This window comes from Dietzia sp. NPDC055340, from assembly GCF_053645335.1.
Window position 1 is genome coordinate 31,871 of the sequence record NZ_JBSHML010000012.1, and the last position, 21,031, is coordinate 52,901.

General features: G+C 67.2%; 19 protein-coding genes and 3 tRNA genes. 11 read left to right on the forward strand and 11 right to left on the reverse strand.

The window, feature by feature from the left end; translation table 11 throughout:
• Positions 1–100 precede the first annotated feature (100 nt).
• On the reverse strand, positions 101–670 hold the full coding sequence (locus tag ACWIFB_RS10515; protein ID WP_454058209.1) for a single-stranded DNA-binding protein: 570 nt from the start codon (positions 668–670) through the stop codon (positions 101–103).
• A 168-nt stretch (positions 671–838) separates the two neighbouring features.
• Positions 839–2,869, reverse strand: coding sequence for a cytochrome c oxidase assembly protein (locus ACWIFB_RS10520; RefSeq protein ID WP_454058210.1), 2,031 nt, complete (start codon positions 2,867–2,869; stop codon positions 839–841).
• Between the two features lie 108 nt (positions 2,870–2,977).
• Here ACWIFB_RS10520 and ACWIFB_RS10525 point away from each other — a divergent pair.
• A tRNA-Arg gene (locus ACWIFB_RS10525) sits at positions 2,978–3,050 on the forward strand.
• 99 nt (positions 3,051–3,149) lie between these two features.
• Here ACWIFB_RS10525 and ACWIFB_RS10530 read toward each other — a convergent pair.
• A complete protein-coding gene (locus ACWIFB_RS10530; RefSeq protein ID WP_454058211.1) occupies positions 3,150–4,139 on the reverse strand; it encodes a TIGR03557 family F420-dependent LLM class oxidoreductase in 990 nt (329 codons plus the stop codon).
• Positions 4,140–4,277: 138 nt separating this feature from the next.
• On the opposite strand from ACWIFB_RS10530, the gene ACWIFB_RS10535 reads away from it, so the two are divergent.
• Positions 4,278–4,982 (forward strand): HAD family hydrolase, encoded by a 705-nt coding sequence (locus ACWIFB_RS10535; protein ID WP_454058212.1) that lies wholly within the window; start codon positions 4,278–4,280, stop codon positions 4,980–4,982.
• A gap of 46 nt (positions 4,983–5,028) precedes the next feature.
• On the opposite strand, the gene ACWIFB_RS10540 is transcribed toward ACWIFB_RS10535, so the two are convergent.
• Positions 5,029–6,339 carry an MFS transporter gene (locus ACWIFB_RS10540; RefSeq protein ID WP_454058253.1) on the reverse strand — a complete coding sequence of 437 codons (1,311 nt, stop codon included), beginning with the start codon at positions 6,337–6,339 and terminating at the stop codon, positions 5,029–5,031.
• Between the two features lie 198 nt (positions 6,340–6,537).
• Here ACWIFB_RS10540 and cmrA point away from each other — a divergent pair, with 198 nt between their 5' ends.
• The 3 genes from cmrA to ACWIFB_RS10555 all read left to right on the forward strand — a co-directional run bounded on the left by cmrA (position 6,538) and on the right by ACWIFB_RS10555 (position 8,349).
• A complete protein-coding gene (gene cmrA / locus ACWIFB_RS10545) occupies positions 6,538–7,356 on the forward strand; it encodes a mycolate reductase (protein ID WP_452099315.1) in 819 nt (272 codons plus the stop codon).
• A 173-nt stretch (positions 7,357–7,529) separates the two neighbouring features.
• The gene (gene orn, locus ACWIFB_RS10550) at positions 7,530–8,198 is read left to right on the forward strand and encodes an oligoribonuclease (RefSeq protein WP_454058213.1); all 669 of its coding nucleotides are present in this window, start codon (positions 7,530–7,532) and stop codon (positions 8,196–8,198) included.
• 75 nt (positions 8,199–8,273) lie between these two features.
• Positions 8,274–8,349, forward strand: a tRNA-His gene (locus ACWIFB_RS10555).
• 169 nt (positions 8,350–8,518) lie between these two features.
• On the opposite strand, the gene ACWIFB_RS10560 is transcribed toward ACWIFB_RS10555, so the two are convergent.
• From ACWIFB_RS10560 to ACWIFB_RS10575, 4 genes are all read right to left on the reverse strand, one after another.
• Positions 8,519–10,711: a YhgE/Pip domain-containing protein gene (locus ACWIFB_RS10560; protein ID WP_454058214.1), complete on the reverse strand. Its 2,193-nt coding sequence runs from the start codon at positions 10,709–10,711 to the stop codon at positions 8,519–8,521.
• Positions 10,708–13,284, reverse strand: a complete 2,577-nt coding sequence (locus tag ACWIFB_RS10565) for a YhgE/Pip family protein (protein ID WP_454058215.1) — start codon at positions 13,282–13,284, stop codon at positions 10,708–10,710. Before ACWIFB_RS10565 ends, ACWIFB_RS10560 begins: the two co-directional genes overlap by 4 nt.
• Before the next feature lie 278 nt (positions 13,285–13,562).
• Complete coding sequence (locus ACWIFB_RS10570; RefSeq protein WP_454058216.1) at positions 13,563–14,564, reverse strand: DUF2804 domain-containing protein; 1,002 nt, start codon at positions 14,562–14,564, stop codon at positions 13,563–13,565.
• A gap of 45 nt (positions 14,565–14,609) precedes the next feature.
• The gene (locus ACWIFB_RS10575) at positions 14,610–15,848 is read right to left on the reverse strand and encodes a L,D-transpeptidase (RefSeq protein ID WP_452099310.1); all 1,239 of its coding nucleotides are present in this window, start codon (positions 15,846–15,848) and stop codon (positions 14,610–14,612) included.
• 213 nt (positions 15,849–16,061) lie between these two features.
• On the opposite strand from ACWIFB_RS10575, the gene ACWIFB_RS10580 reads away from it, so the two are divergent.
• The 4 genes from ACWIFB_RS10580 to ACWIFB_RS10595 all read left to right on the forward strand — a co-directional run bounded on the left by ACWIFB_RS10580 (position 16,062) and on the right by ACWIFB_RS10595 (position 18,283).
• Positions 16,062–16,134: transfer RNA gene (locus tag ACWIFB_RS10580), tRNA-Lys, on the forward strand.
• A 177-nt stretch (positions 16,135–16,311) separates the two neighbouring features.
• Positions 16,312–16,632: a hypothetical protein gene (locus tag ACWIFB_RS10585; RefSeq protein ID WP_454058255.1), complete on the forward strand. Its 321-nt coding sequence runs from the start codon at positions 16,312–16,314 to the stop codon at positions 16,630–16,632.
• 32 nt (positions 16,633–16,664) lie between these two features.
• On the forward strand, positions 16,665–17,288 hold the full coding sequence (locus tag ACWIFB_RS10590; protein WP_454058254.1) for a hypothetical protein: 624 nt from the start codon (positions 16,665–16,667) through the stop codon (positions 17,286–17,288).
• A 2-nt stretch (positions 17,289–17,290) separates the two neighbouring features.
• Positions 17,291–18,283 (forward strand): FUSC family protein, encoded by a 993-nt coding sequence (locus ACWIFB_RS10595; protein WP_454058217.1) that lies wholly within the window; start codon positions 17,291–17,293, stop codon positions 18,281–18,283.
• Here the strand turns inward: ACWIFB_RS10595 and ACWIFB_RS10600 are convergent.
• Positions 18,244–18,516, reverse strand: coding sequence for a DUF3618 domain-containing protein (locus ACWIFB_RS10600; protein WP_452099308.1), 273 nt, complete (start codon positions 18,514–18,516; stop codon positions 18,244–18,246). The genes ACWIFB_RS10595 and ACWIFB_RS10600 overlap by 40 nt on opposite strands.
• A 150-nt stretch (positions 18,517–18,666) precedes the next feature.
• Here ACWIFB_RS10600 and ACWIFB_RS10605 point away from each other — a divergent pair, with 150 nt between their 5' ends.
• Positions 18,667–19,173 carry a peroxiredoxin gene (locus tag ACWIFB_RS10605; protein ID WP_452099307.1) on the forward strand — a complete coding sequence of 169 codons (507 nt, stop codon included), beginning with the start codon at positions 18,667–18,669 and terminating at the stop codon, positions 19,171–19,173.
• 8 nt (positions 19,174–19,181) lie between these two features.
• Positions 19,182–19,910: a TetR/AcrR family transcriptional regulator gene (locus ACWIFB_RS10610; protein WP_452099306.1), complete on the forward strand. Its 729-nt coding sequence runs from the start codon at positions 19,182–19,184 to the stop codon at positions 19,908–19,910.
• Positions 19,911–20,009: 99 nt separating this feature from the next.
• Here ACWIFB_RS10610 and ACWIFB_RS10615 read toward each other — a convergent pair whose 3' ends face one another.
• Together ACWIFB_RS10615 and acpS are read right to left on the reverse strand one after the other, a co-directional pair.
• Complete coding sequence (locus ACWIFB_RS10615) at positions 20,010–20,240, reverse strand: hypothetical protein (RefSeq protein WP_454058218.1); 231 nt, start codon at positions 20,238–20,240, stop codon at positions 20,010–20,012.
• Between the two features lie 283 nt (positions 20,241–20,523).
• Positions 20,524–20,988, reverse strand: coding sequence for a holo-ACP synthase AcpS (gene acpS, locus ACWIFB_RS10620; RefSeq protein ID WP_452099304.1), 465 nt, complete (start codon positions 20,986–20,988; stop codon positions 20,524–20,526).
• Positions 20,989–21,031 lie beyond the last annotated feature (43 nt).

Here is a 21,031-nt window from a genome sequence, read left to right on the forward strand (position 1 = left end):
TACCCTCTCACCTGCGAAAACAGTTCTCATCGCCGCGGGTGGGCCGCGGGCACGACCCCCATATTACGTGGCTGCCCGCGGCCCGGCTCGCACAGCGGAGTCAGGCGGGTGTGGCCGCTGCCATCTCGTCCATCTCGGACCGCTCCTCCGAGAGGTCCGGGGCGGCAGCGTCCAGCCCGCGCAGACCCAGCGCGTCCGTGTCTCCGGACGACTCTCCGTCCGCGTCGTCGCCCGACACCGATCCGAGCGACATCGCATCCGCCCCGGTTTCGCCATCCTCCTGAGGACCGCCGGGCCCGGGCTCGACCGGACCGAACCGGAATCGTCGGGCCGAGACGTCCATGCGCGACATGTCCGGCCCGATCGCGCTGACCCGCATCTCCAGGTCCCGCTGCACACGCCCCTCGCGCTCGTACTCGTTGGTCAGCAGCCGCCCGTGGACGAGCACCGCGTCCCCCTTGAACAGCCGCCCCGCGGTGCGTTGCGCGAGCTTGCCCCAGCAGTTCGCGGAGAAGTACAGCGTGCCGCCGGTCTTCCACTCCCCCGAGCTACGGTCCTGGTAGCGGGTGTTGCTGGCGACGCGGAATGTGAACACCTCGTCGTCGCCCACGCGCCGGGTGACGGGATCGGTGATGATGGTGCCGCGGACGGTCGTCTGGGTCTCGTTCATGGGGACTCTCCTGTGTCGTCGGGACCGACCGGGCGCCGGCCACCTGACCGCAACAGTGCACGACGTCGTCGTCGTCACCCCTTGCCCTCACCGCTCGTGGTGACGTCCCTGTGGACAGGGACGACGGGTGTGGAAGAACGGACCCCGACGACGACGAAGTGCGCGTCCTCAGTGCCGGCGGTCCGCCTTGGCCATCTGCGCGAGCATCTCGTTATAGGCCTTGAGCTCGGCGTCATCGTCGCGCTCGGCCTGTCGCTCCGAGCGCCGCGCCTCGCGCATATCGCTCTGGTACCACTGCCAGGCGAGCGCGATCATGACGATGAACAGGGGTATCTCCCCCATCGCCCAGGCCACGCCGCCGCCGACCCGTTGACTCTGCAGAAGGTCGGGGATCCAGGGCAGCCCGATGCCGGAGTACCAGCCCTCTCCCAGGACCGTGGGGTAATTCATGAGCAGGATGCCGAAGAAGGCGTGGAACGGCAGCGAGGACAGCAGGACCATCATCATGTACATCGACGTGAACTGCCGCGGCGCCGCGTCGACCCCGATGATCACCCAGTAGAACAGGTAGCCACTGATCAGGAAGTGCACGTTCATGAACATGTGGCCCAGATGCTCGGAGGCCAGCGTCTCGTAGAACCCGCCGAAGTAGATGAGGTAGAAGCCGGCCACGAACTGGATCGACGCCACGATCGGGTGGGTGAGGAAGCGCGAGATGGGGTTGTTGATGAACTCGACGATCCACTCGCGCGGCCCCGGCGGATTGCCGCGACCGGCCGCCGGGAGCGCACGAAGCGCCAGGGTCAGCGGACCACCGAGGGCGAGCAGGACCGGCACCAACATCGAGATGAGCATGTGGCCCACCATGTGGCTGGCGAAGTCGGCCATCATGAACATCCCCAGGCCGGAGCTGGTGGTGATGAACAACGTCACGCAGCCCGCCACCCAGAAGAACGTCCGGCCCGCGGGCCACGAGTCCCCGCGCCGACGCAGGTGGATCACGCCCCACAGGTACAGGCCGAGTAGCACCACGGACACCAGGCCAAGGACGAGGTCGAAGCGCCAGAGGCCGAAGACCGTCTCGAACGAGAACGGTCCCGGAAGCTCGAAGCCGAGCAGCGCCTCCTGGCGGGTGGGCACGTACAACGGCGCGGGCGGTGGGGTGCGACCCAACGACACCGACAGGCCGATGGTCCCCGCCATCACGGCGGATTCGACCAGGACGATCCGCAGCAGCGTGCCGCGGTCGACCGGCGCATTGGCGTTCGTCGACTCGATCTTGGCGATGATGCGGCGCCGGATCGCGAGCCCGAACAGGGCCAACAGGCACAACAACAGCGCCTTGGCCACCACCAACAGGCCGTAGGTGGAGGAGAACAGGTCGGCCGGGTGCAGGCGGACCATCGCGTTGATCACACCGGTGAACGCCAGGGCGGCGATCGCCACGGTCGCGACCACCGAGTACCGGCGCAGGGCCAACGCCACCCGGGTGCCGCCGCGCATGGTGTGGATGATCACCGCGACGAGACCGCCGACGTAGAACGTGGCGCTGAACAGGTGGATGATCAGCGAGTTGGTGGCGATGTCGTGGGCCGTGCTGCCGGAGGCGTGGCCCGTGGCCGCCACGGGCAGCAGAGACAGCACCGTGACGGCCAGCCAGATCGTCGACCAGCGCCAACTCAACGTGAGTCGCTGGCCGATGGCGGCGACCACGGCGATCACCGCGGCCCAGCGCCACGAGGACGCGACGTCGATCTGATTGATCGCCACCAGCCACTGGTCCGGCGGCAGGGACTGGACGAAGGTCCGACCTGAGACATCGGACAGGGTCAGCGGGATGAGAAGCGCCGCCGCGACCGCCCAGGCGATGTTCGCCCACGACGAGATGTGCTGCATGCGGTAGCCGTCGACGTCGAGCGTCTTGTCCTTCTGCGGCGGAGTGAAGAACGCCGCGAACAACGCGGTGCCCACCGCGACGGACGCGAGCAGCTCACCGATCGCGCGGATCGCCGGCAGCCCGGCGGTGGTCAGCACCCCCGGGTCGGGCACGCCGATCATCTCCAGCGCCACATCGGTGGACATGGCCGACAGCGGAATGACCACCGCCGCGGCGACGGCCGCTAGGAGCAGCACCAGCAGAACCGCACCGCGGGCTCCCAGCCGTCCGAGAATGGCGGGAGTGGACTTCGACGACGTCATGACCTCCATCGTAAGAAGCCCGATGCCTCGACGGCGATTCGCTCCTTCTCGGCGGTCCCCCTGCATCGGCTACCATTCTTCCGGCGACGCCTCCTGCAGGCGCCGCATGCCTCCGTAGCTCAGTGGATAGAGCATCCGGTTTCTACCCGGCTGGTCAGGGGTTCGAATCCTCTCGGGGGCGCGACTGCCGTCGCCATCGCCGTCGCCATCGCGAAGAGCGTTCAGCGCACATCGGTCGAGTGAGGAGTGCGCGGAACCCTCTTGTCGACAGAGCCTGCGGTCAGACCGACGCCTCCCGCAACCGCGCGAGCAGCGGGTCCGCCGCCTCGGCCAGGAACCGGTCCAGCGTCGAGTCACCGATCTGGATCAGCGCGATATCGGTGTACCCCGCCTCCCAGTACGGCCGCACCTTCTCCACGATCGCATCGAGATCCGGCCCGCAGGCCAGCTGGTCCGCAACGTCCTCGGGCCGCACGAACTTCGTCGCCGCGGCGAACCCGGCAGTCGTGGGCAGATCGGCGTTGGCCGCCCACCCGCCAGCGAACCACCGGAATTGGTCGTGCGCTCGCTCGACCGCCGCCTTCTCGGAGTCCGGATCCCAACTGATCGGGATCTGGGCAATCGCCCGTGCGCCGTCCCCGATCTTCGGCCGCTCCTCCATCGCGTTCCATCCCTCGATGTACGCGGCCTCGGGTTCGGTGGCGATGAGGTGATCGGCCAGCGGCGCCAACCGTTCGAGCGCCTTCTCCCCGCCCGCGGCTACCCCGATCGGCACACGCTTCTCGGGCAGGTCCCACAGGCGGGCCGAATCGACGCGGTAGTGCTCGCCCGAGTAGGTGACGAGACCGCCGTCGAACAGTTCGCGGATGATCTCCAACGCCTCGACGGTCATCTCGTGCCGCTCATCCAGCGCAGGCCACCCCTGCCCCACCACATGTTCGTTGAGGTTCTCGCCGGAGCCGATCCCGAGCATGAACCGTCCGTCGGCGAGGATCTGCACGGTCGCGGCCTTCTGCGCCACCACGGCCGGGTGGTACCGCAGAATCGGGCACGTCACGTAGGTGCACAGGTCCACGCGCTCGGTCACGTGCGCGACTGCCCCGAGCACGCTCCAGACGTACGGAGCGTGTCCTTGCGAGGACAGCCACGGGAAGTAGTGGTCGGACGCCACCTCGAAATCGAATCCCGCCTGTTCGGCGGCCGCGGCATAGCGCACGAGCTCCTTTGGGCCGGACTGTTCGGTCATGAGGGTGTAGCCGAAACGTGTCATGTCCCGAGCGTGCGCGCGCCGCCGGTCCCCTGCCACCGGTCGGCACTGATCCAGCTCGGATGCCGCTCGCGGCAACGTCGCCGCCGAACCAGTCCTCCACCGGTTGCCAGCGGCCCCGCACGGAGGCACGGTCGTGACATGTCAGAGTCAGCGCCCACCGGGTCCCGGGGCGCGGGTCGCCGCGCTCTCCTCCTTGATGTCGACGGCACCCTGGTCGACTCCACGTACGTGCACGTGTCGACGTGGCACCGTGCCCTCGACGAGGCGGGCGCAACGGTCCCCCACGTCGAGGTTCATCGTCGGATCGGCAAGGACGGCGGAACCCTGGTCGCGGAGCTGCTCGAGGCGGCGGGGGTCGACGACGACGAGGAACGCGACCGCATAGCGAGCCGGGCCAAGGATCTGCACAGCCGGTATTACGCCGAGGCCGCTGAATCGTTGCGCCTGCTTCCGGGGGCCCGCGATCTCGTGCGCGCGGCCAGTGAGCGCGGATGGATCACTGTGCTCGCCACATCCGCTCCGCCGTCGGAGTTCCGCGAGGCACGCGCACTGCTGGACGTGGACGAGTTCGTGGACGCCGTGACCACGGGCGAGGACGTGGACCAGGCCAAACCGGATCCGACCATCGTGGCGATCGCATTGGAGCGCTCGGGTGTCGACGCCTCAGATGCTGTCATGGTCGGCGACGCCACCTGGGACGCGATCGCCGCCACCAAGCTCGGCATCCGCTCGATCGCGGTGCGCACCGGCGGGATCGGCGACGACGAACTCCGCGCCGCTGGCTTCTCCGACATCGTCGACGACGCCGCCGCTGTCTTCGCCCGCCTCGACGACCTCGACTGACATTCGCTGGCCCTGGCAGCGGCAGGCCAGACGAGGCGGCGCACTGTCAGGCCGACGGCGTCGAGGGGTCCTCGGCCCAGTGCTCCGAGGTCTCGACACTGGTCGGGGTACGTACCGGTAGCAGCAGGAGCAACCCCACCAGCAGCACGAGCGCGATCCCGGCGATACCCGCCCGGTCGGCGCTGAACGCCCAGGTGAACAGCCCGAACAGGGCCGGCGCGAGGAACGAGACCGCGCGCCCGGTGGTGGCGTAGAGCCCGAACATCTGACCGTCACTTTCGGGCGGGACCAGGCGGGCGAGGAACGAGCGCGACGCCGACTGCGCCGGCCCCACGAACAGACACATGAGCAGACCGAAGATCCAGAACATGGCGGTGCCGTCGACGAACAACAGCACGGCCATGGTCACCAGCATCGCCACCAGCGAGCCGACGATCACGGCCTTGGGCCCGACCCGGTCGTCGAGGTAACCGGCCGCCACCGCCCCGAGCGCCGCCACCACGTTCGCCGCCACTCCGAAGATCAGCACGTCTCCAGGCGCCAGCCCGTACACGGTCACCGCGAGGATCGCACCGAAGGTGAACACCCCCGCGAGCCCGTCCCGGAAGATCGCGCTGGCGATGAGGAACTTCACCGTCCGCGGATCGCGCGCCCACAGCGCCTTCAGATCGGCCCAGAGGATGCGATACGACTCGAGGAAGCCGGAGTTGGCGTCGTTGTCGTCGTCGTTCCTCTCCTTCGGCCGGTTCTCGGGCACAGTCAACAGCACCGGCAGCGCGAACACCGCGAACCACACGGCGGCGACCAGGCACACCATCCGCACGTTGAGGCCGCCGTCGACCGGGATACCGAGCAGGCCACGCTCGTCGCCCTCGCCGGAGATGAAACCGAGGAACGCGGCGAGCAGGAGGAAGATGCCGCCGAAGTAGCCCATCGCCCAGCCGAAGCCGGACACCCGACCGACAGTGGCCGGCGTGGACACCTGCCGCAGCATGGCGAAGTATGAGACCTCGGCGAACTCGAAGGTGATGGATCCGACGGCCAGCAGCACCAGTCCCACCCAGAACCACGGATGGGGCGAGCCCGAGTCGACGAGGAACATCAGCGCGGTGAGCGCGATCGTCAGGTACGTCCACAGGGCCAACGACCGGCGCCGACGCCCGCCGCGGTCGGCACGCTGCCCCATCACCGGCGCGGTGAGCGCGATGACCAGGCCCGCCATTGCGATCGCGATCGACAGCCACGTCGCGGCCGAGAACGGCTCCGCCAGGTCCTTTCCGACCGAATCGGTGAGGTAGACCGAGAACACGAAGGTGACGATCACCGCGTTGAACGCGGCCGAACCCCAGTCCCACATCGCCCAGGCGAAGACCTGACCGCGGGTCGCTGCGTGGGGGCGAGTCGACGACGACGAGGCAGCGGCGGAGTGCGCGTTCACCGGCGACGAACCTGCGGGCTTCGATTGATTCACAGGGGCCACGCTATCCGGCGGGACGGGGCTTTGGCGGTACGCTCGGGCACTGCCCCGCACATTCCTGAGAACCGAGGACGCACCATGTCGCTGCCCCTGCCCACCGCGTCGAACCGTGCCGTCGTGACCGGCGCCTCCTCCGGCATCGGCATGGCACTGGCCACCGAACTCGCCCGCCGCGGGCATTCGCTCATCGTGGTGGCGCGGCGCGGCGAGGTGCTCGAGGAGCTCAAGACCCGGCTCGAGACCGAGTTCACCGTGTCCGTCGAGGTGCGCTCCTGCGATCTCGCGGACCCCGCCGCGCGGCAGCCGCTGCTCGACGAGCTGGCCGGGCGCGAGATCTCGATCCTGTGCAACAACGCCGGCATCGCCACCTTCGGGCCCATCGCCTCACTCGACCCGCAGTACGAGAAGCACCAGGTTCAGGTCAACGCCGTGGCCTGCCACGACCTCGTGCTGGCGGTGCTGCCGGGAATGGTCGCGCGGCATTCCGGCGCCATCCTCAACGTCGGCTCGGCCGCGGGTAACATGCCCGTCCCCAACAACGCCACCTACGCGGCCAGCAAGGCGTTCCTCAACACCTTCTCCGAATCGCTGCGCGGCGAACTCAAGGGCTCCGGCGTCAACGTCACGCTGCTGGCGCCCGGCCCGGTGCGCACCGAGGAGATCGCCGAGGAGGACAAGACCTTCGTCGACCGCCTGGTTCCCGACCGTCTCTGGGTGGACACCGCCTACACGGCCCGGGTGTCGCTCGACGCCCTCGCGCGCAACAAGATGCGTGTCGTGCCGGGGCCGCTCGGGCAGGTCATGTCCGTGGCCGGCAACTACACCCCGCGCGGGATCATGGCGCCCGTCGTGGGTCGCTTCTACGCCAAGCTCGGCGAGGGCCAGGCCGAGGCCTGATCGGCCCTGGGGGGCCCGATTCACCTGCCGGCCGACGATCGGCCTGTCCGATTGCGATTGACCTGCGGGGGCGCGCGGGCCGGTCGTCCTCGGACAGGCGAGCTGAGCGGAGACGCGGTCGTCGAGCTGTTGCACGACGAGGGACGTCCGTGGTCGGCGGATATAGTCGAATAATGCCAGAATCGACCTCTTCCCAGCCGTCAAGTCCGTCGTCCGCGTCCACGCCCCACCAGGAGTCCAAGAACGACCGGATCGTCTGGATCGACTGTGAGATGACCGGCCTGGACACCAGCTCCGACGCGCTGGTGGAGATCGCTGCGCTGGTCACCGATTCCGAGCTCAACATCCTGGGCGAGGGCGTGGACATCGTCATCCACGCCCCTGATACCAAGCTCGACGCGATGCTGCCCGTGGTCCGCGATATGCACGCCTCCTCCGGCCTGACCGAGGAGATCCGCGAATCCACCGTGACGCTGGCCGAGGCCGAGAAGGCGGTGCTGGACTACGTGCGCCAGTGGGTGCCCGTGGGCGGCTCCGCTCCCCTGGCCGGCAACTCGATCGCTACCGACCGCGGGTTCATCGCCCGGGACATGCCGGAGCTCAACAGCTACCTCCACTACCGGATGATCGACGTCAGCTCCATCAAGGAACTGTGCAAGCGCTGGTACCCGCGCATCTACTTCGGCCAGCCCGAGAAGGGCATGTCGCACCGCGCGCTGGCGGACATCAAGGAATCGATCCGTGAGTTGCAGTACTACCGCTCGACTGCGTTCGTGTCCCAGCCCGGCCCCACCACCGACGAGGTCAAGCAGGCGGCGGCCGGGCTGTCCCCGGTCGGCTGACGGCCCACCAGCCGATTTCCCGACTCGACCCCCCTCAGGGTAAGGTCGATGACGCTGTCCGCGAGGACGGCGATGGTGGCTGTAGTTCAGCTGGTAGAGCACCAGATTGTGATTCTGGATGTCGCGGGTTCGAGCCCCGTCAGCCACCCCACCCGGGTCAGGTGGGAACTTCAGGCCAAGGGTCCGCCCTTGGAGGAAGTTCCCACCTGACCCTTCTTTTTTCCGCCGACACCCGAGTGCGGGCGCCGGCCTGAAATACGAGATCAGCCGCCCCGAATGAGGCGGCTGATCTCGTCAGTTGATACCAGTGCGGAATTCGATCACACGCTCATGAGCTTGGTGCCCTCCAGTGAGGAGTTCAGGTCATCGTTGAACTTCCTCACCGCCAGGCGCAACACGAGTCCGATGAACAGGAACGGCACAGTGAACAGGAGCAACCAGCCGAGAGCCTTCCAATAATCGGCCTCGTAGATCCCGCCGATGGCCGCGCGAACCGCGTTCGTCGCATGCGACACCGGGACGAACGGACTGATGCTCTGGAACCACTGCGGCAGGACCGACAACGGATACGCTCCACCGCCAGCGGAGATCTGCACGACCAGAAGAAGGACGCCGATCGCCTTGCCCGCCTCACCGAACGTCAACACGAGCGTGTAGGTGATCAGCGAGAAGACGAACGACATCACCCAACCGGCCAGTATCAGCAGGAACGGATGGGCCGGTCGCACCCCGACGAAGCCGATGAGGCCCACGAACAGGATAGTGCTCTGCAGGAACGCGAGCCCACCGAAGATCGCGTAATGCCCGAAGTACTCCTGCCACGGCTTCAGCGGCCTCGCGAGCGACGGTAGCGCGTCACGATCGATCTCAGTGCGGATGAGCACCGCGAGCAGCAGCGCCCCCACCCAGAGTCCGAGCACCGTGTACAACGGCGCCATCTGCGAGCCGAAGTTATCGACCTTGAACACCGGGATCGTCTCGAGGCTCACCGGGGAGGCCAGCTCCGCGGCGAAGGCAGCCGGATTCGAACCGATGATCTTCTGAACCTCGCTCAGATCGCCGGTACTAGCGGCATCGCCGAGTGCGGTCTCGAGCTCGGCGAAGGTCTCCGCGGAGCCGCGGAGGTCGCTCGCGAGCAGACGCACCGCGGTCTCACCGTCCGCCAGTCCGGCACTCAACGAACCCGAGCCGTCGGCCAACGACTGTTCTGCCGCGCGCAGGTCCTGACCGATCCCGGCGAAATTATCCTGCACCGACGCCAGGTCTGCCGCCAGGCTCTCGAGCTTCGGGCGCAGGCTATTCGTGTACTGGTCACGTGCACCGAGGATCGCTGCCTGGGCCGCGTCCACGTCCTGCAGGATCGCATCTCGCGTCGCCCCGCGGTCGACCGTGCCCTGGACAGCGGGCGACGCAGCCGCGTCGAGTCGCTGCTTGAGGGCTTCCTGGCGCGCGATCACTCCATCGACCTGGTCCGCCAGTAGGTTCACCGCGTCCCTGGTCACCGGGTCGAGGCCCGACGTCGCTGCCTGGTCGCGCAACTGACCGCGGAGCTGCGTGTACGCCGCGACCTGTTGATCCACCATTCCTGAGGCCTGCGAGAGACCGGCCCCGGACGGCGCAGTAGCGGCGTTGCCGAAGATCCGATTGATCTCGGCGCGGAGGGTCTCGTAGCTCTCGGCATTCATCGCGAACACCGTGGACAGTCGCTCCGACGCCTGCCTGAGCACGTCTTCTGCCGAACCCACGGCTCCCGCACCCTGGCCGATCGCACCGGCGGTGTCGCGCAGGGCGTCGGATGAGGACGAGGCGAGCGAGCCCGCACTCGACAGGAGTGCCTCACCGGACGAGAGCAATCCCGCGAAGACCTCTGCCGTGTCCGCTCCCGAGTCCATTTGCACCGAGATCCGCCCGACCGCCGACTCGAGACTTGTGATGGTCTCCTGCGCATCGGAGTCCTCGAGATGCGTGGCCAGGGACGACACCAGCGCAAGTCCGACCTCGTCGAGGGTCTGCGTGAAGCTAGTGTTGATCTGGGTCGAGACGTCCGAGGCTGCCTCACCTGTGATCAACGAGTTGAGTGCGTTCTTCTTCTCGTTCACGTAGAGGTCGATCTCCACCGGCGTGGCTCCCGGGGAGAGGAAGGTCATCATCTTCTGGCTGAAGTCCTTCGGCAGCACGATCGCTGCGTAGTACTCCTCTGACTTGGTGCCCTCGATGGCGTCGTCCTCGGAGACGAACTGCCAGTCGATGTCGCTGTTGGCCCGGAGCTGCGACACCACCTGCTCGCCGACGTTCATCCGCATCGGGAACAGACTGCTCTCGAACCCCTCATCCGCACTGGCCACCGCAACCTTGAGGTTGTCCACATTGTCGAACGGCTTCCAGCTGGAGAGCACGTTGAACCACGCGAAAAAGGAGGGGATCAGAATGACGCCGACCAGTACCACCGCGGAGACGACGTTACGAGTGGCCTGCCTGTAGTCATGACGGATCAGAGTAACGATGTTGCTCACGCGTTCTGCCCCTGCTTCTCGATCTGATCGAGCCGGGCACCCGGCCGGATCGCCAGTTCCTCCTGCGCCAACGCCCGCTTCAGCGCGTCGTCGGGAAGGTTGCTGACCTCTGTGCCGTAGAGGACGCTCTGATTGATGTACTCGACCGCCACGATCGTGGCCATCACCAGCAGGCAGAGCAGACCCCACAGACCGAGGACGGTGGCCTTCGCGTCCGGGAAGCTGGCCCCGATCACGAAGAGCACCACGGTTCCGATCACTCCGACGATCAGCGCGCCGCGCTGCACGACCTTGTGATTCATATCCAACCAGCGTCGGCGTCGGGCGTTTTCCGCCCGGAACCGCTCCCGGTCGGTCAGGGCACGCACCAGCTGTGTGAGGCGGCGCCGCGAACCCAGAATCTGCACATCCTCGCTGAGGAACAGGCCGGTGTCGGCCAACTTGCTGTTGAAGAGGCGGGCGAAGTTACCGAGACGTCGACGTAGGAAGATGCCGAGGGCGAATGCCAGCGCGGCGAAGAGAGCGAGAGCCGCCATATACCGGAGATAGTTCAGGCCGTAGAAACCGCCGATGGTCTCGCGCATCGCGTCGATGCCGTAGGTGAAGGGAAAGAACGGGAACAACGACCGGAAGAAGTCCGGCATCATCTGGATCGGGTAGATACCGGAGGCTCCGGGAATCTGCATGATCACCAGCAACACGGCGATGCCCTTACCGATATAGCCGAACGACACCGACAGGGCGTAGATGATCGACATATAGGCGAGGCCGATGAAGACACACGTCGCCACGTAGACCACCGGGTTGACCGTCTGGACACCGATCACCACGTTGCCGATGCTTACCAGCAGCGCCTGGATGACGTTCATCACCGCGAACAGCAACCATCGGCCGAAGTACGCTTGTCGCACCGTCAACCCGTCGACGTCCTCGGTGTCGACCTCCAACCTGAACAACACCATCAGCACGAACCCGGCGATCCACAACGACAGGTTGGTGAACAGCGGCGCCATGGACGAGCCGTACGCCGGGACCGGGAACAGATCGTTCTCGTGAACCGTCACCGGCCCCGTCATGAACGCCGCGATCGAATCGGGATCGAGTGAGGTCAGCGTGCTCAACTGATCCCAGATCTCCGCAGCGGTGATCGCGCTCAGGTCGGTCTGCAGGGTGACCAGGTCCGACTGCACGTCCTCGAGATTGCCGTCCAGCGAGGACAGGGCCGTCCCGGTCTCACCGAGTAGCGATTCGAGTTCGGTCAGCATGCCCACGGCCTCGCCCACGAGCACCCGCTGCGAATCGAGGGCCGTGGAGAAGGCGCCGACACTGGCGGACAGCGACGCCATGGACTGGTTGAGGCCCGGGACAGTGCCGGCCATCATGCTCTGCAAGGCGGCGGACGACCTCTCGACCGCATTCATCGCCTCCGACGCCGCAGCCGTCTGGTCGGACACCGTCGACGCGGTGGACTGCGCGGCTCCGAGCGTGCCCAGGAGCTCCCGGTCGCGGACCGTCTGTGCCTCGAGCTCGCCGATCACCTGCTCCATCTGGGCCTTGAGGGGCACCCCGGCGGGGACCGCCGCCGCGAGCGGCCGCAGCGCACCGAGCAGCGCCTGGTTGGCGTCGATCACGGCCTGCACATCACGCTGCGCCGTGGCGAGCGCCGACCGGGCGGCATCCGCACCACCGGAGACCTGCCCGACGCTCTCACGCAGACGAGAGGTGGCACCGGTGATATTCGTCGCGCCGGAGACATAGGCGTCTGTCAACGTCCCGGAGAAGTCGACCAGGTCCTCCTGCACCTCGTGGACGAGGTCCTGCGCCTCGGTGGCCGCATCTGTCACATCACCGATCGTGGCGTCGACCCGCTCGAGGGCCCTCCTGGCATCGGCGACGGCCTCAGTACCTGGTCCGATCGCACCGTCCAGCTCGGTCATACTCATACGAGCCGCCTGGACCGTGGCGAGAGCCTGGTCCAGCGCCGTCAGCGTCTCGCTGCGGGAATCGATCAGCCAATCCCCCGCATCGACCCCCGCCTGCTCGGCCTTCTGCGCGAGGGTCTTCGCGACCGTGCCGATGAAGTTCGAGTTGATCTGGGTATCCAGTGTCGACGCGCCGACCTCGGTCAGCTTGGGGGCGATCGCGTTCGCCTTCTCGTTGGTGTAGTACTCGAGCTCCGGTCGCACGAAGTCCCCGGTCGTGATGGTCAGCAGGTCACGGCTGAACTCCGGCGGCATGACGATAGCGGCATAACTCGACCCGGACCGGACCGCCTCCATCGCCTCGTCGTGATCCATGAACTGCCACCCGAGCTGGTCGTTCGTCTTGAGTTGATCGACCACCTGCTCGCCGACGTTCACCTCACCGGTGAGGTCCGTACTCGCCCCCTCGTCCTGATTGACGATGGCGACCTTGATGTGATCAGCATTTCCATAGGGATCCCAGAACGCCACGATGTTGACCCAGGCGTACAGGGAAGGCAACACGAGCAGCCCGATGATGATGGCCCACGACTTCGGTGCCCGGCGGATCCTCCTGAGGTCACGACCCAGCACCGTGAAGGCATTGCGCATACACATTCTCCCGCTTTGCTCGAGGGGCATCCACGCGGATCGCACCGTGGATAGACGGCCAGGCGACATGCCGATCCCCGGGACCGGAAGGCGATCGGCACGGGCCTCGCCTCACCCACAGGGATGAAACCTTACTTAGCCTACTCGGTCGTTACGAAACCGTTTCCGCAACGGTGCGTCAACCCCCTGAAATCTCCGCGGCGGGACGTGGCGGGGCACGGTGCGACGGCAACGGGATGCCGTGGGCGACACGTCGACCACACGTGCAGGACAAGCGGTTACCACCTGTTGCGAGACTCCTCCGCCCAGCCCACGAGCCCGTTCAGCGAAACGGTAGCTCCATCGTCCAGCACCGCGCTGCCGTTCCAGGTGCCGAAGGCCTGCCGCGTCTTCACCGCCAGGACGCCCAGCTCGGTGATGTCGCGGCGGAGATGGAACGGCGTCAGCGAAGCGTCCAGGCGCTCGCCCCGCACCCGCCAACGCGACGTAGGCGAATCCGCCTCGTACGTCCATTCGAGATCGTCACCGAGCTTGTGCATCCGGCCGTCCACGAGGATCCCGTTCTCGGTCGACCCGGTACCGTCTGTCCATTTCCCGCCGACCTGGATCGCGCGGACCGAGTCGCCCACCACGCCGCTGCCCGCACCCCAATTCCACACATTCGAGTACGGCCAGCGACCACGCCCCCGGTCGAGGACCGCCCAACCCTCCCCCAGATAGTGGTGTCGGCCGTCGATCGTCACGCTGCCGCCGACCGGGTTGGCCAGATCCTTGAGCGTGTACTGGAAGCGCTTCTCGCCCCAGGGCACCACCACACCGAGGCTGTCGTGGGGTGGTCGACGGACCGCCAGATCCACCTGCAGCCCCTTCGCCCGCACGCGGATCGTGGTGGCGGTGTCGGCGGCGTTGTCGTCGTCGACGATCGTGATCGCCACTCGCGTCGACCCGAGACCCGCCGCGAAGTGGATGGTGCCGTCGCCCGGCTGGTCGCCGAAGGCCGGGGCCCCGAACGGCTGGATTCCACTGCGGACCGTCTCCACGCCTGTGCTGCGGTCCAGGACGTACACGGCGCAGTTCGCGAGGTAGTCCAACCCGGCGACGGTAAGTCCCACGACGAAGCGGTCGGTGACGATGCCCCAGTACTCCCACCGTTTGGTGCGGCCCCACCCGGAGATAGCGGTGCGGAACACCGGAGAACGGGACCAGCCCACGGCCGCCGGGTTGAGACGGCGGCCGTGGGCCAGGTCTGTGATGCTGGTGATCTCGCGCTCGACGGTCATGCGAGCACTCTCGCACGCCGGCTGACATCCGTCAGCTGGAGCGCGTCAGGCGACACCCTGGTCTGCGTTGCCGGCCTTCCAGGTCTCCCACGGGACGTTCCAGTCGCCCAGGCCATCCCAACCGGGGAGCGTGCCACCGACGGTCCCGGACACCTCGAAGATGTCACCACGCTTGGCGTTGTCGTAGAACCACTTCGCATCGGCGGTGGTGACATTGAGGCAGCCGTGACTGGTGTTCTGGGATCCCTGCGCCCACACCGACCACGGCGCGGCATGGATGAAGATGCCGCTGTAGGACATCCGCGTCGCGTACTGCACCGGGGTGCGGTAACCATCCGCCGAATCGACGGACACGCCATAGGTCGAGGAGTCCATGATCATCGACGCGTGCTTCTCGCCGATCACGTACGTGCCGTTGGGGGTCGGCGTCCCGGCCTTACCCATCGAGGTGGGCATGGTCTTGATGACCTCGCCGTTACGCTCGATCACGATCTGCTTGGTCGAATCGTCGACCTTGGAGATCACGGCGTCCCCGATCTCGAAGGTCGCCTGGTTGTTCTGCTGGCCGTACATGCCGCCGCCGAGGTCCTCGCCGTAGATGTCGACATCCACCTCGACCTCGGTGCCGGGCGCCCAGTAGTTCTGCGGACGCCACCGCACTTCCTGATTGGACACCCAGTAGAACGCGCCCTCCACCTCGGGGGTGGTGGTGATGTGGATGTTGTCCTGCGCGGCCTGCCGGTCGCTGATCGGCTCGTCGAACATCACCGCGACCGGCTGACCGATCCCCACGACCGAGCCCTCGCCCACCGTGAGGTACGCCGCGGTCATGATGTTCGGCGTCAGCGTGCTGAACGTGACGTTGTTCCGGGTGACCAGACCTTCCTCGTCCAACGCGGTGGACTCGACCGTGTACTGCCGGCCGTACCCCAGGTCCTCCGTGGACCGCCATTCGGTCAGCTCGGCGTTGAACTCACCCTGGACCTGGACGCCCTCCGGATTGCGAACGACGACCGAATCCAGCCGACCGTTCTCGGCCGTCAGGACGAGTGGCTCGGCCGGATTGGCGTCGCGCGCGCCGTCCGCGACCGAGAGGTCGATCACCGCAGCCGGCCCCGCGGGGGCCTCGGCGGCCTGCTCTCCACCTGAACCCGACCCACCGTCCCCGATGGTGCAGCCGGTGAGCACGAGCGCCCCGGTGAACACAGCGGCCAGCGCGAGACGAGCCCGGGACCGGTTTCCGGTCGATCGTCGCCCCGTCCGATCCGATGTGCGCAGGTTCACTGATGGCCCCTTCCGAATATCGCCTCCCCCCAACCGCGGCCACGGTCGAGCGGATGTCCTCCGCCATTATGCCTGGGAGAATGCTTGTATTCCATATCGAAACGGTAAAGGGTGGCCTGTCAATTACCTGGGGGACCCTCGCACTGACCAGGCGATTTCGTGATTCGACGGACGCCCTGTTACTGTTTCTCTCGCACCAGGCAAGCAAGGCAAGCGCCATTAGCTCAATTGGCAGAGCAGCTGACTCTTAATCAGCGGGTTCGGGGTTCGAGTCCCTGATGGCGCACAATCAAGACCCCCGGTCTGCAGCAATGCGGGCCGGGGGTCTTCTCGTTCGGTCGGGACAGCACGTCCGGGCTGTCCCCTCCGCGACAGCTGGCAGAGGCAATCATCGGTGTCGGCGATCCGGCCCCCTCTCCGGCCTGCCCTCATAAGGTGGAGCACACGTACAGAAGGGCCCGTCGTGACCGCTCCCACCATCCCCGCGAATCGCGCTCCTGCGGACTGGATCCGCGCCGTCCTCCGAGTCGCGCCAGCGCAGTTCCCGGTCGGCCACAGTCTCCGTGCCGGACTGGCCGTGGGGTTGCCGTTCGTGGTGGGTGCGTTACTCGGCCAGACGCTCAACGGCATGTGGGTGGGACTGGCCACGCTTCTCCTCGCGGCGGGCGAGCGCGAGGGCAGCTACCGTCTCAACTTCTCGATCATCGCTGTCTCCACACCCATTGCGGCCTGCGGTTATCTCTTGGGGTTCGCGCAGAACCTCCCCTACCCGCACTCGTCCTGATCGCCGCTGTCGTCGCCTGCGCCGCCGGGGCGATCGCCGGCCTCGGGCCCGCGTTCTCGGTTGCCGGCATGCAGTTTCTCCTCGTCGCCGCCATCGCCCTCGGTGTCCCCCACGTGGACTGGTGGACAGCGATGTGGCTGTACTTCGTCGGAGGTGTCTTCTACGCGCTACTGCTGGCGATCGAGATGCTCGTCAACCCGCGTCGTCCGCAGCGGATCGTCCTGGTCTCGCTACTCGGCGCGCTCTCCGACCTCGCGGCCGCTCGCGCGGCAGACCTGGTCGACGGCGGCGACCGCACCGTCGCGGCGCGCCGACAGGCGACGTCGGCGTATCAGAACGCGGTCGGCCGGGCCTCGGAGCTCGCCGCCCGGCCGTCGTGGTCTACGCGGGTGTGGGTGATGGACGGTGAGGTACTGTCCGCCGCCGACCGCGTCCAGGCCTTCCTGGTGGCAGCGTCCGATATGGCAGCGGTAGAGGCTGCCCGAGCCCGGCTCTCCGCCCTGGCCTCCGAAGTGGCGGCCACGGCGCGTTCACACCGTCGCGACACCCGACCGACGGCGGTTCGACGGTGGACCTACTCGGCCGGCACATCGATGAGCTGGACAGACTGCTGCATTCCGGTGGGTCGGCGAAGATCCCCCACGAGCCACTGCTGACAATGACGCTCAGTCACGAGGTGATGATGGCCGCGTGCCGACTGTCGCTGTGTTACGCGATCGCGGTGGCCGCCAAGATGTACTTCCCGTTCAGCCACTGGTTCTGGGTTCCGCTGACCGTCTGCCTGGTGATGAAACCCGACTTCGGTTCGGTGTTCTCCCGAGCCGTGCTGCGCGTCCTGGGGACGGCCGTCGGAGCGGCCTTTGCGACCGTGGTGCTCCTCGTGGTGCCCAAGGGGTGGGCGATCGGAATCGTGATCGGGCTGCTGTCGGCGTGCGTTCCGTATCTCATGATGCGGTCCTACACCCTACAGGCCGTCGCGATAGCCCCGGCGGTCATCCTGCTGGTCGACGTCATCCAGCCCGGGGACGCCTCGGCCAACTTCAGTATCCAGCGTATCGGCGCCACCATCGTGGGTGGCGCGATAGTCCTGGTCTTCGGCTACCTCATCTGGCCACACAGCCGACGGGTCTGGATCTCCGAGACCTTCGCCACGGCTATGAACCGGATCGCCGACCATCTCCAGCTGGCGGCGAGCCCGATCCCGGACAGCCCTGCCGATGCGGCACGACGACACGACGATCTGGTGGGGGCACGTCGGGCCGCCTACAGCGCCTTGTCCGACCTGCAGTTCCGGCTTCGGCGGGCACTTGCCGAGCCGGGAGTGGGTGGCCGTACCGCGGCGGCCTGGATTCCAGCGGTCTCAGCCGCCGATCGACTCGCCGACCTCGTGACCGCCTATGCCGGTCAACGCCGTGAGGGCGCGATCCCCGCCGATCCGATCTCGGGCACCGAGATGGCCTGGGAGATCTCCGAGGCCGGCGGTGCCCCCCGACCGGCCCCCGGCGGAGATCAACTCCTCCGAGACCGATGGTCCCCTCACGGGAATCTCCGGGGAATTGGCCCACCTGACATCACTTGTGGAGCCGGTGGAAGCCGATCGTTGAGGCCAGGTCAGCCCCGGCGGGCCGCCAGATACGCCTCGATACGCTGACGCTCCTTGCGCTTGTTGGCCATGGAGAAGGCGATCCCGCCGACAACCAGCGCTGCGACGCCCCCGATGGCCGCGAGCACGCGCGGGTCCTTGAGGACTGCGGTGGCGCGATCCTTGCCTTCGGCCGCGAGATTCTTGGGGTTTACCCGGTCGGCGAGCTCGTCCAAGGTCGTGGCGAGATCGTCCCGGGCCTTGGCGATATCGCCCTCGATGCTGTCGTAACTCCTGGACACGAGACCTCCGTCGATCGCACGACCGCGGGCCACCCCGCGGGTTTCTGACCCCGCCCACGCTACTGCACCCGCGAAGGATCCGCGCCGATGCGCCGACGCATCGGATAGGTTGGTGGGGTCCGAAGTCCAGACTCGACACCAGGAGCACCGGTGAGTACACCACGGCTCGAGGTGGGCCAGACGGCCCCCGCTTTCACCCTCCCGGACGCCGACGGGACGCCCATCGCGCTCGCCGATCTGATCGCGGAGCACGGCAAGGTACTGGTGTACGTGTACCCGGCGGCGATGACGCCCGGATGCACCACGGAAACCGTGGACTTCGAGAACGCCCTCCAACAGCTCAAGGACGCCGGCATCGGCGTCGTGGGCATCTCTCCCGACATGCCAGAGAAGCTGGCGCGCTTCCGCGACAAGCACGGGATCACCTTCCCGCTGCTGTCGGACCCGGACAAGACGGTGCTCACCGAATGGGGCGCGTTCGGTGAGAAGAAGAACTACGGCAAGGTCGTGATGGGCGTGATCCGCTCGACATTCGTCGTCGATGCGGACGGCACACTGTCGATGGCCCGGTACAACGTCCGCGCCAAGGGCCATGTCGCCATGGTCGCCAAGCTGCTGGGCGTGGAGCTACCCGAGTCCGCGTCCGCCGGGGGCTGAGACCGCGGATGACATTCGAGCCGACCGAGGACTCTCTGAGCTCGACTATAGGTTCAGAGGACGAGTCCGCCCAGAGCGAACCCAACATCCTGGTTCCCCGCCGCCGCCCCATCCAGGAGCGGAGCAGGCGGAAGTTCCAGGCGCTGCTGGCCTCTGCCCGCGAGGTCCTCGTCGAAGTGGGTTTCGACTCGTTCACCTGTGAGGAGGTCGCCTCTCGCGCCGGTGTCCCGATCGGCACGCTCTACCAGTTCTTCGCCAACAAATACGTGCTGGTGTGCGAGCTGGACCGTCAGGATGCGCACGGGGTGATCGAGGAGATCGAGCGGTTCGCGCAGAAGATCCCCGCCCTGGACTGGCCCGAGCTGCTCAATGATTTCCTGGATCACCTGGCCGACATGTGGCTGCGTGACCCGTCCCGCCGCGCCGTGTGGCTGGCGACTCAGGCCACCCCGGCGACCCGGGCCACCGCTGCGGTCAACGAGCGCGAGATCGCCCGCATGATCGCCAGCGTCCTGGCCCCGCTCATGCCGGCGACCGACCGGGAGCGCCGCGCATTCATGGCCGAGGTCCTGGTCCACGCCTCCTATTCGATGCTCAACTTCTCCGTCAGCGCCGGCCACGGCACCAGCGCGGGCGCGGAGGACGGCGAGACCCTCCATGACGCCACGGTCAGGGAGCTCAAGCGGATGCTCACTGCCTACCTGTGGCTGGCGGAGAAAGAGGCACAGTCCGGCTGAGCAAGCCCGGTCGGATCGCCACACTCACGCAGCGGCCGCGGTCAGCACATCCCGAATCCGCTGGATCAACGTCCACGGCCGCTCGAGATCAGTCCACCGTCAATGGACGAGCCGGTATCCGAGAGCCATCAGACGGGCGTCACGATCCTTCTCGACATCGAGCCTGCAACGCGCCTCCGCGGCATCGGCGCCGTCGAGATACTTGCCGAGCCCATCGCATTCACCGATGACGTCGAACTCCCGCCACAGGAAGTCGACCCGGCCGATGAAGCGGCCCTCCCCGTCGACGATGTCGACCTGGGTCTCGGGTTCCGGAAGTCCGTGGATCATGGCGGCGGACCGATGGCTGATGGACGAACTACGCACGGCCCGGCCGCACCAGAAACCGATCTGCCCTTCAGTCAGACGACCTTCAGCTAGATCGGCCCCGCTCCTCGTTACGCCCTCCAATTCGAGGTGCCGATTCCGATCCGCCCTCCAAACCGAGGGGCACGAGGCGATCCACCCCTCCGATTGGCTCGCACCACCGATCAGCACGTCACTTTGCGTCGCACTCCCGGGGGGCCGGGGCCCAGGGCCATCGGAAGCGCCGATCGATCGCACGCGTGCACTGTTACCGCGCGGCGGGAGCCTCGAGCACGACGAACGCCACGGCCGCATCGCCGTCGTGGCTGAGCGAGACGTTCCAGCGCGCGTCCTCCCCCACCGTCGCGGCGACCTGACGGGCCACCTCCCCGCTGAGCCGGACGGCGGGCCGGCCCCACGCGTCACAGACCGTCTCGATCTCCGACCATCGCAGCAGATCCGGTGCGATGGGCGGAGGCGAACCGTACAACGCCGCCGACCATGCCTTGACGACCGCCTCTTTGACGGCCCACCGGCCCGCGAGATGACGAGCCAGCGGGTTCTCCCCCGCCGTGCCCGTGTCGGCCCCGCGGGCAGCGGCCCGGTCGCTGCACTGCCGACGTTCGGTGGCCGAGAAGGCCTCGGCGAACCGCGTGCCTGGCTCTGCCAGAGACGCGGCGAAGGCGCCGAGGTCGACAGTGTCGACCCCGACGCCCCGAACGCCCCCGCTCACGCCTCAGCGCTCCCGAGTACGTTCAACCGCTCGAACTTCTCGC

Coding starts and splice junctions, on each gene's coding strand:
- ACWIFB_RS10520 (WP_454058210.1), bottom strand. CDS start 2,869: ATGACGTCGTCGAAGTCCACTCCCGCCATTCTCGGACGGCTGGGAGCC.
- ACWIFB_RS10530 (WP_454058211.1), bottom strand. CDS start 4,139: ATGACACGTTTCGGCTACACCCTCATGACCGAACAGTCCGGCCCAAAG.
- ACWIFB_RS10515 (WP_454058209.1), bottom strand. CDS start 670: ATGAACGAGACCCAGACGACCGTCCGCGGCACCATCATCACCGATCCC.
- ACWIFB_RS10565 (WP_454058215.1), bottom strand. CDS start 13,284: ATGCGCAATGCCTTCACGGTGCTGGGTCGTGACCTCAGGAGGATCCGC.
- ACWIFB_RS10535 (WP_454058212.1), top strand. CDS start 4,278: ATGTCAGAGTCAGCGCCCACCGGGTCCCGGGGCGCGGGTCGCCGCGCT.
- ACWIFB_RS10570 (WP_454058216.1), bottom strand. CDS start 14,564: ATGACCGTCGAGCGCGAGATCACCAGCATCACAGACCTGGCCCACGGC.
- ACWIFB_RS10595 (WP_454058217.1), top strand. CDS start 17,291: ATGACGCTCAGTCACGAGGTGATGATGGCCGCGTGCCGACTGTCGCTG.
- cmrA (WP_452099315.1), top strand. CDS start 6,538: ATGTCGCTGCCCCTGCCCACCGCGTCGAACCGTGCCGTCGTGACCGGC.
- orn (WP_454058213.1), top strand. CDS start 7,530: ATGCCAGAATCGACCTCTTCCCAGCCGTCAAGTCCGTCGTCCGCGTCC.
- ACWIFB_RS10540 (WP_454058253.1), bottom strand. CDS start 6,339: ATGTGGGACTGGGGTTCGGCCGCGTTCAACGCGGTGATCGTCACCTTC.
- ACWIFB_RS10610 (WP_452099306.1), top strand. CDS start 19,182: ATGACATTCGAGCCGACCGAGGACTCTCTGAGCTCGACTATAGGTTCA.
- ACWIFB_RS10615 (WP_454058218.1), bottom strand. CDS start 20,240: ATGATCCACGGACTTCCGGAACCCGAGACCCAGGTCGACATCGTCGAC.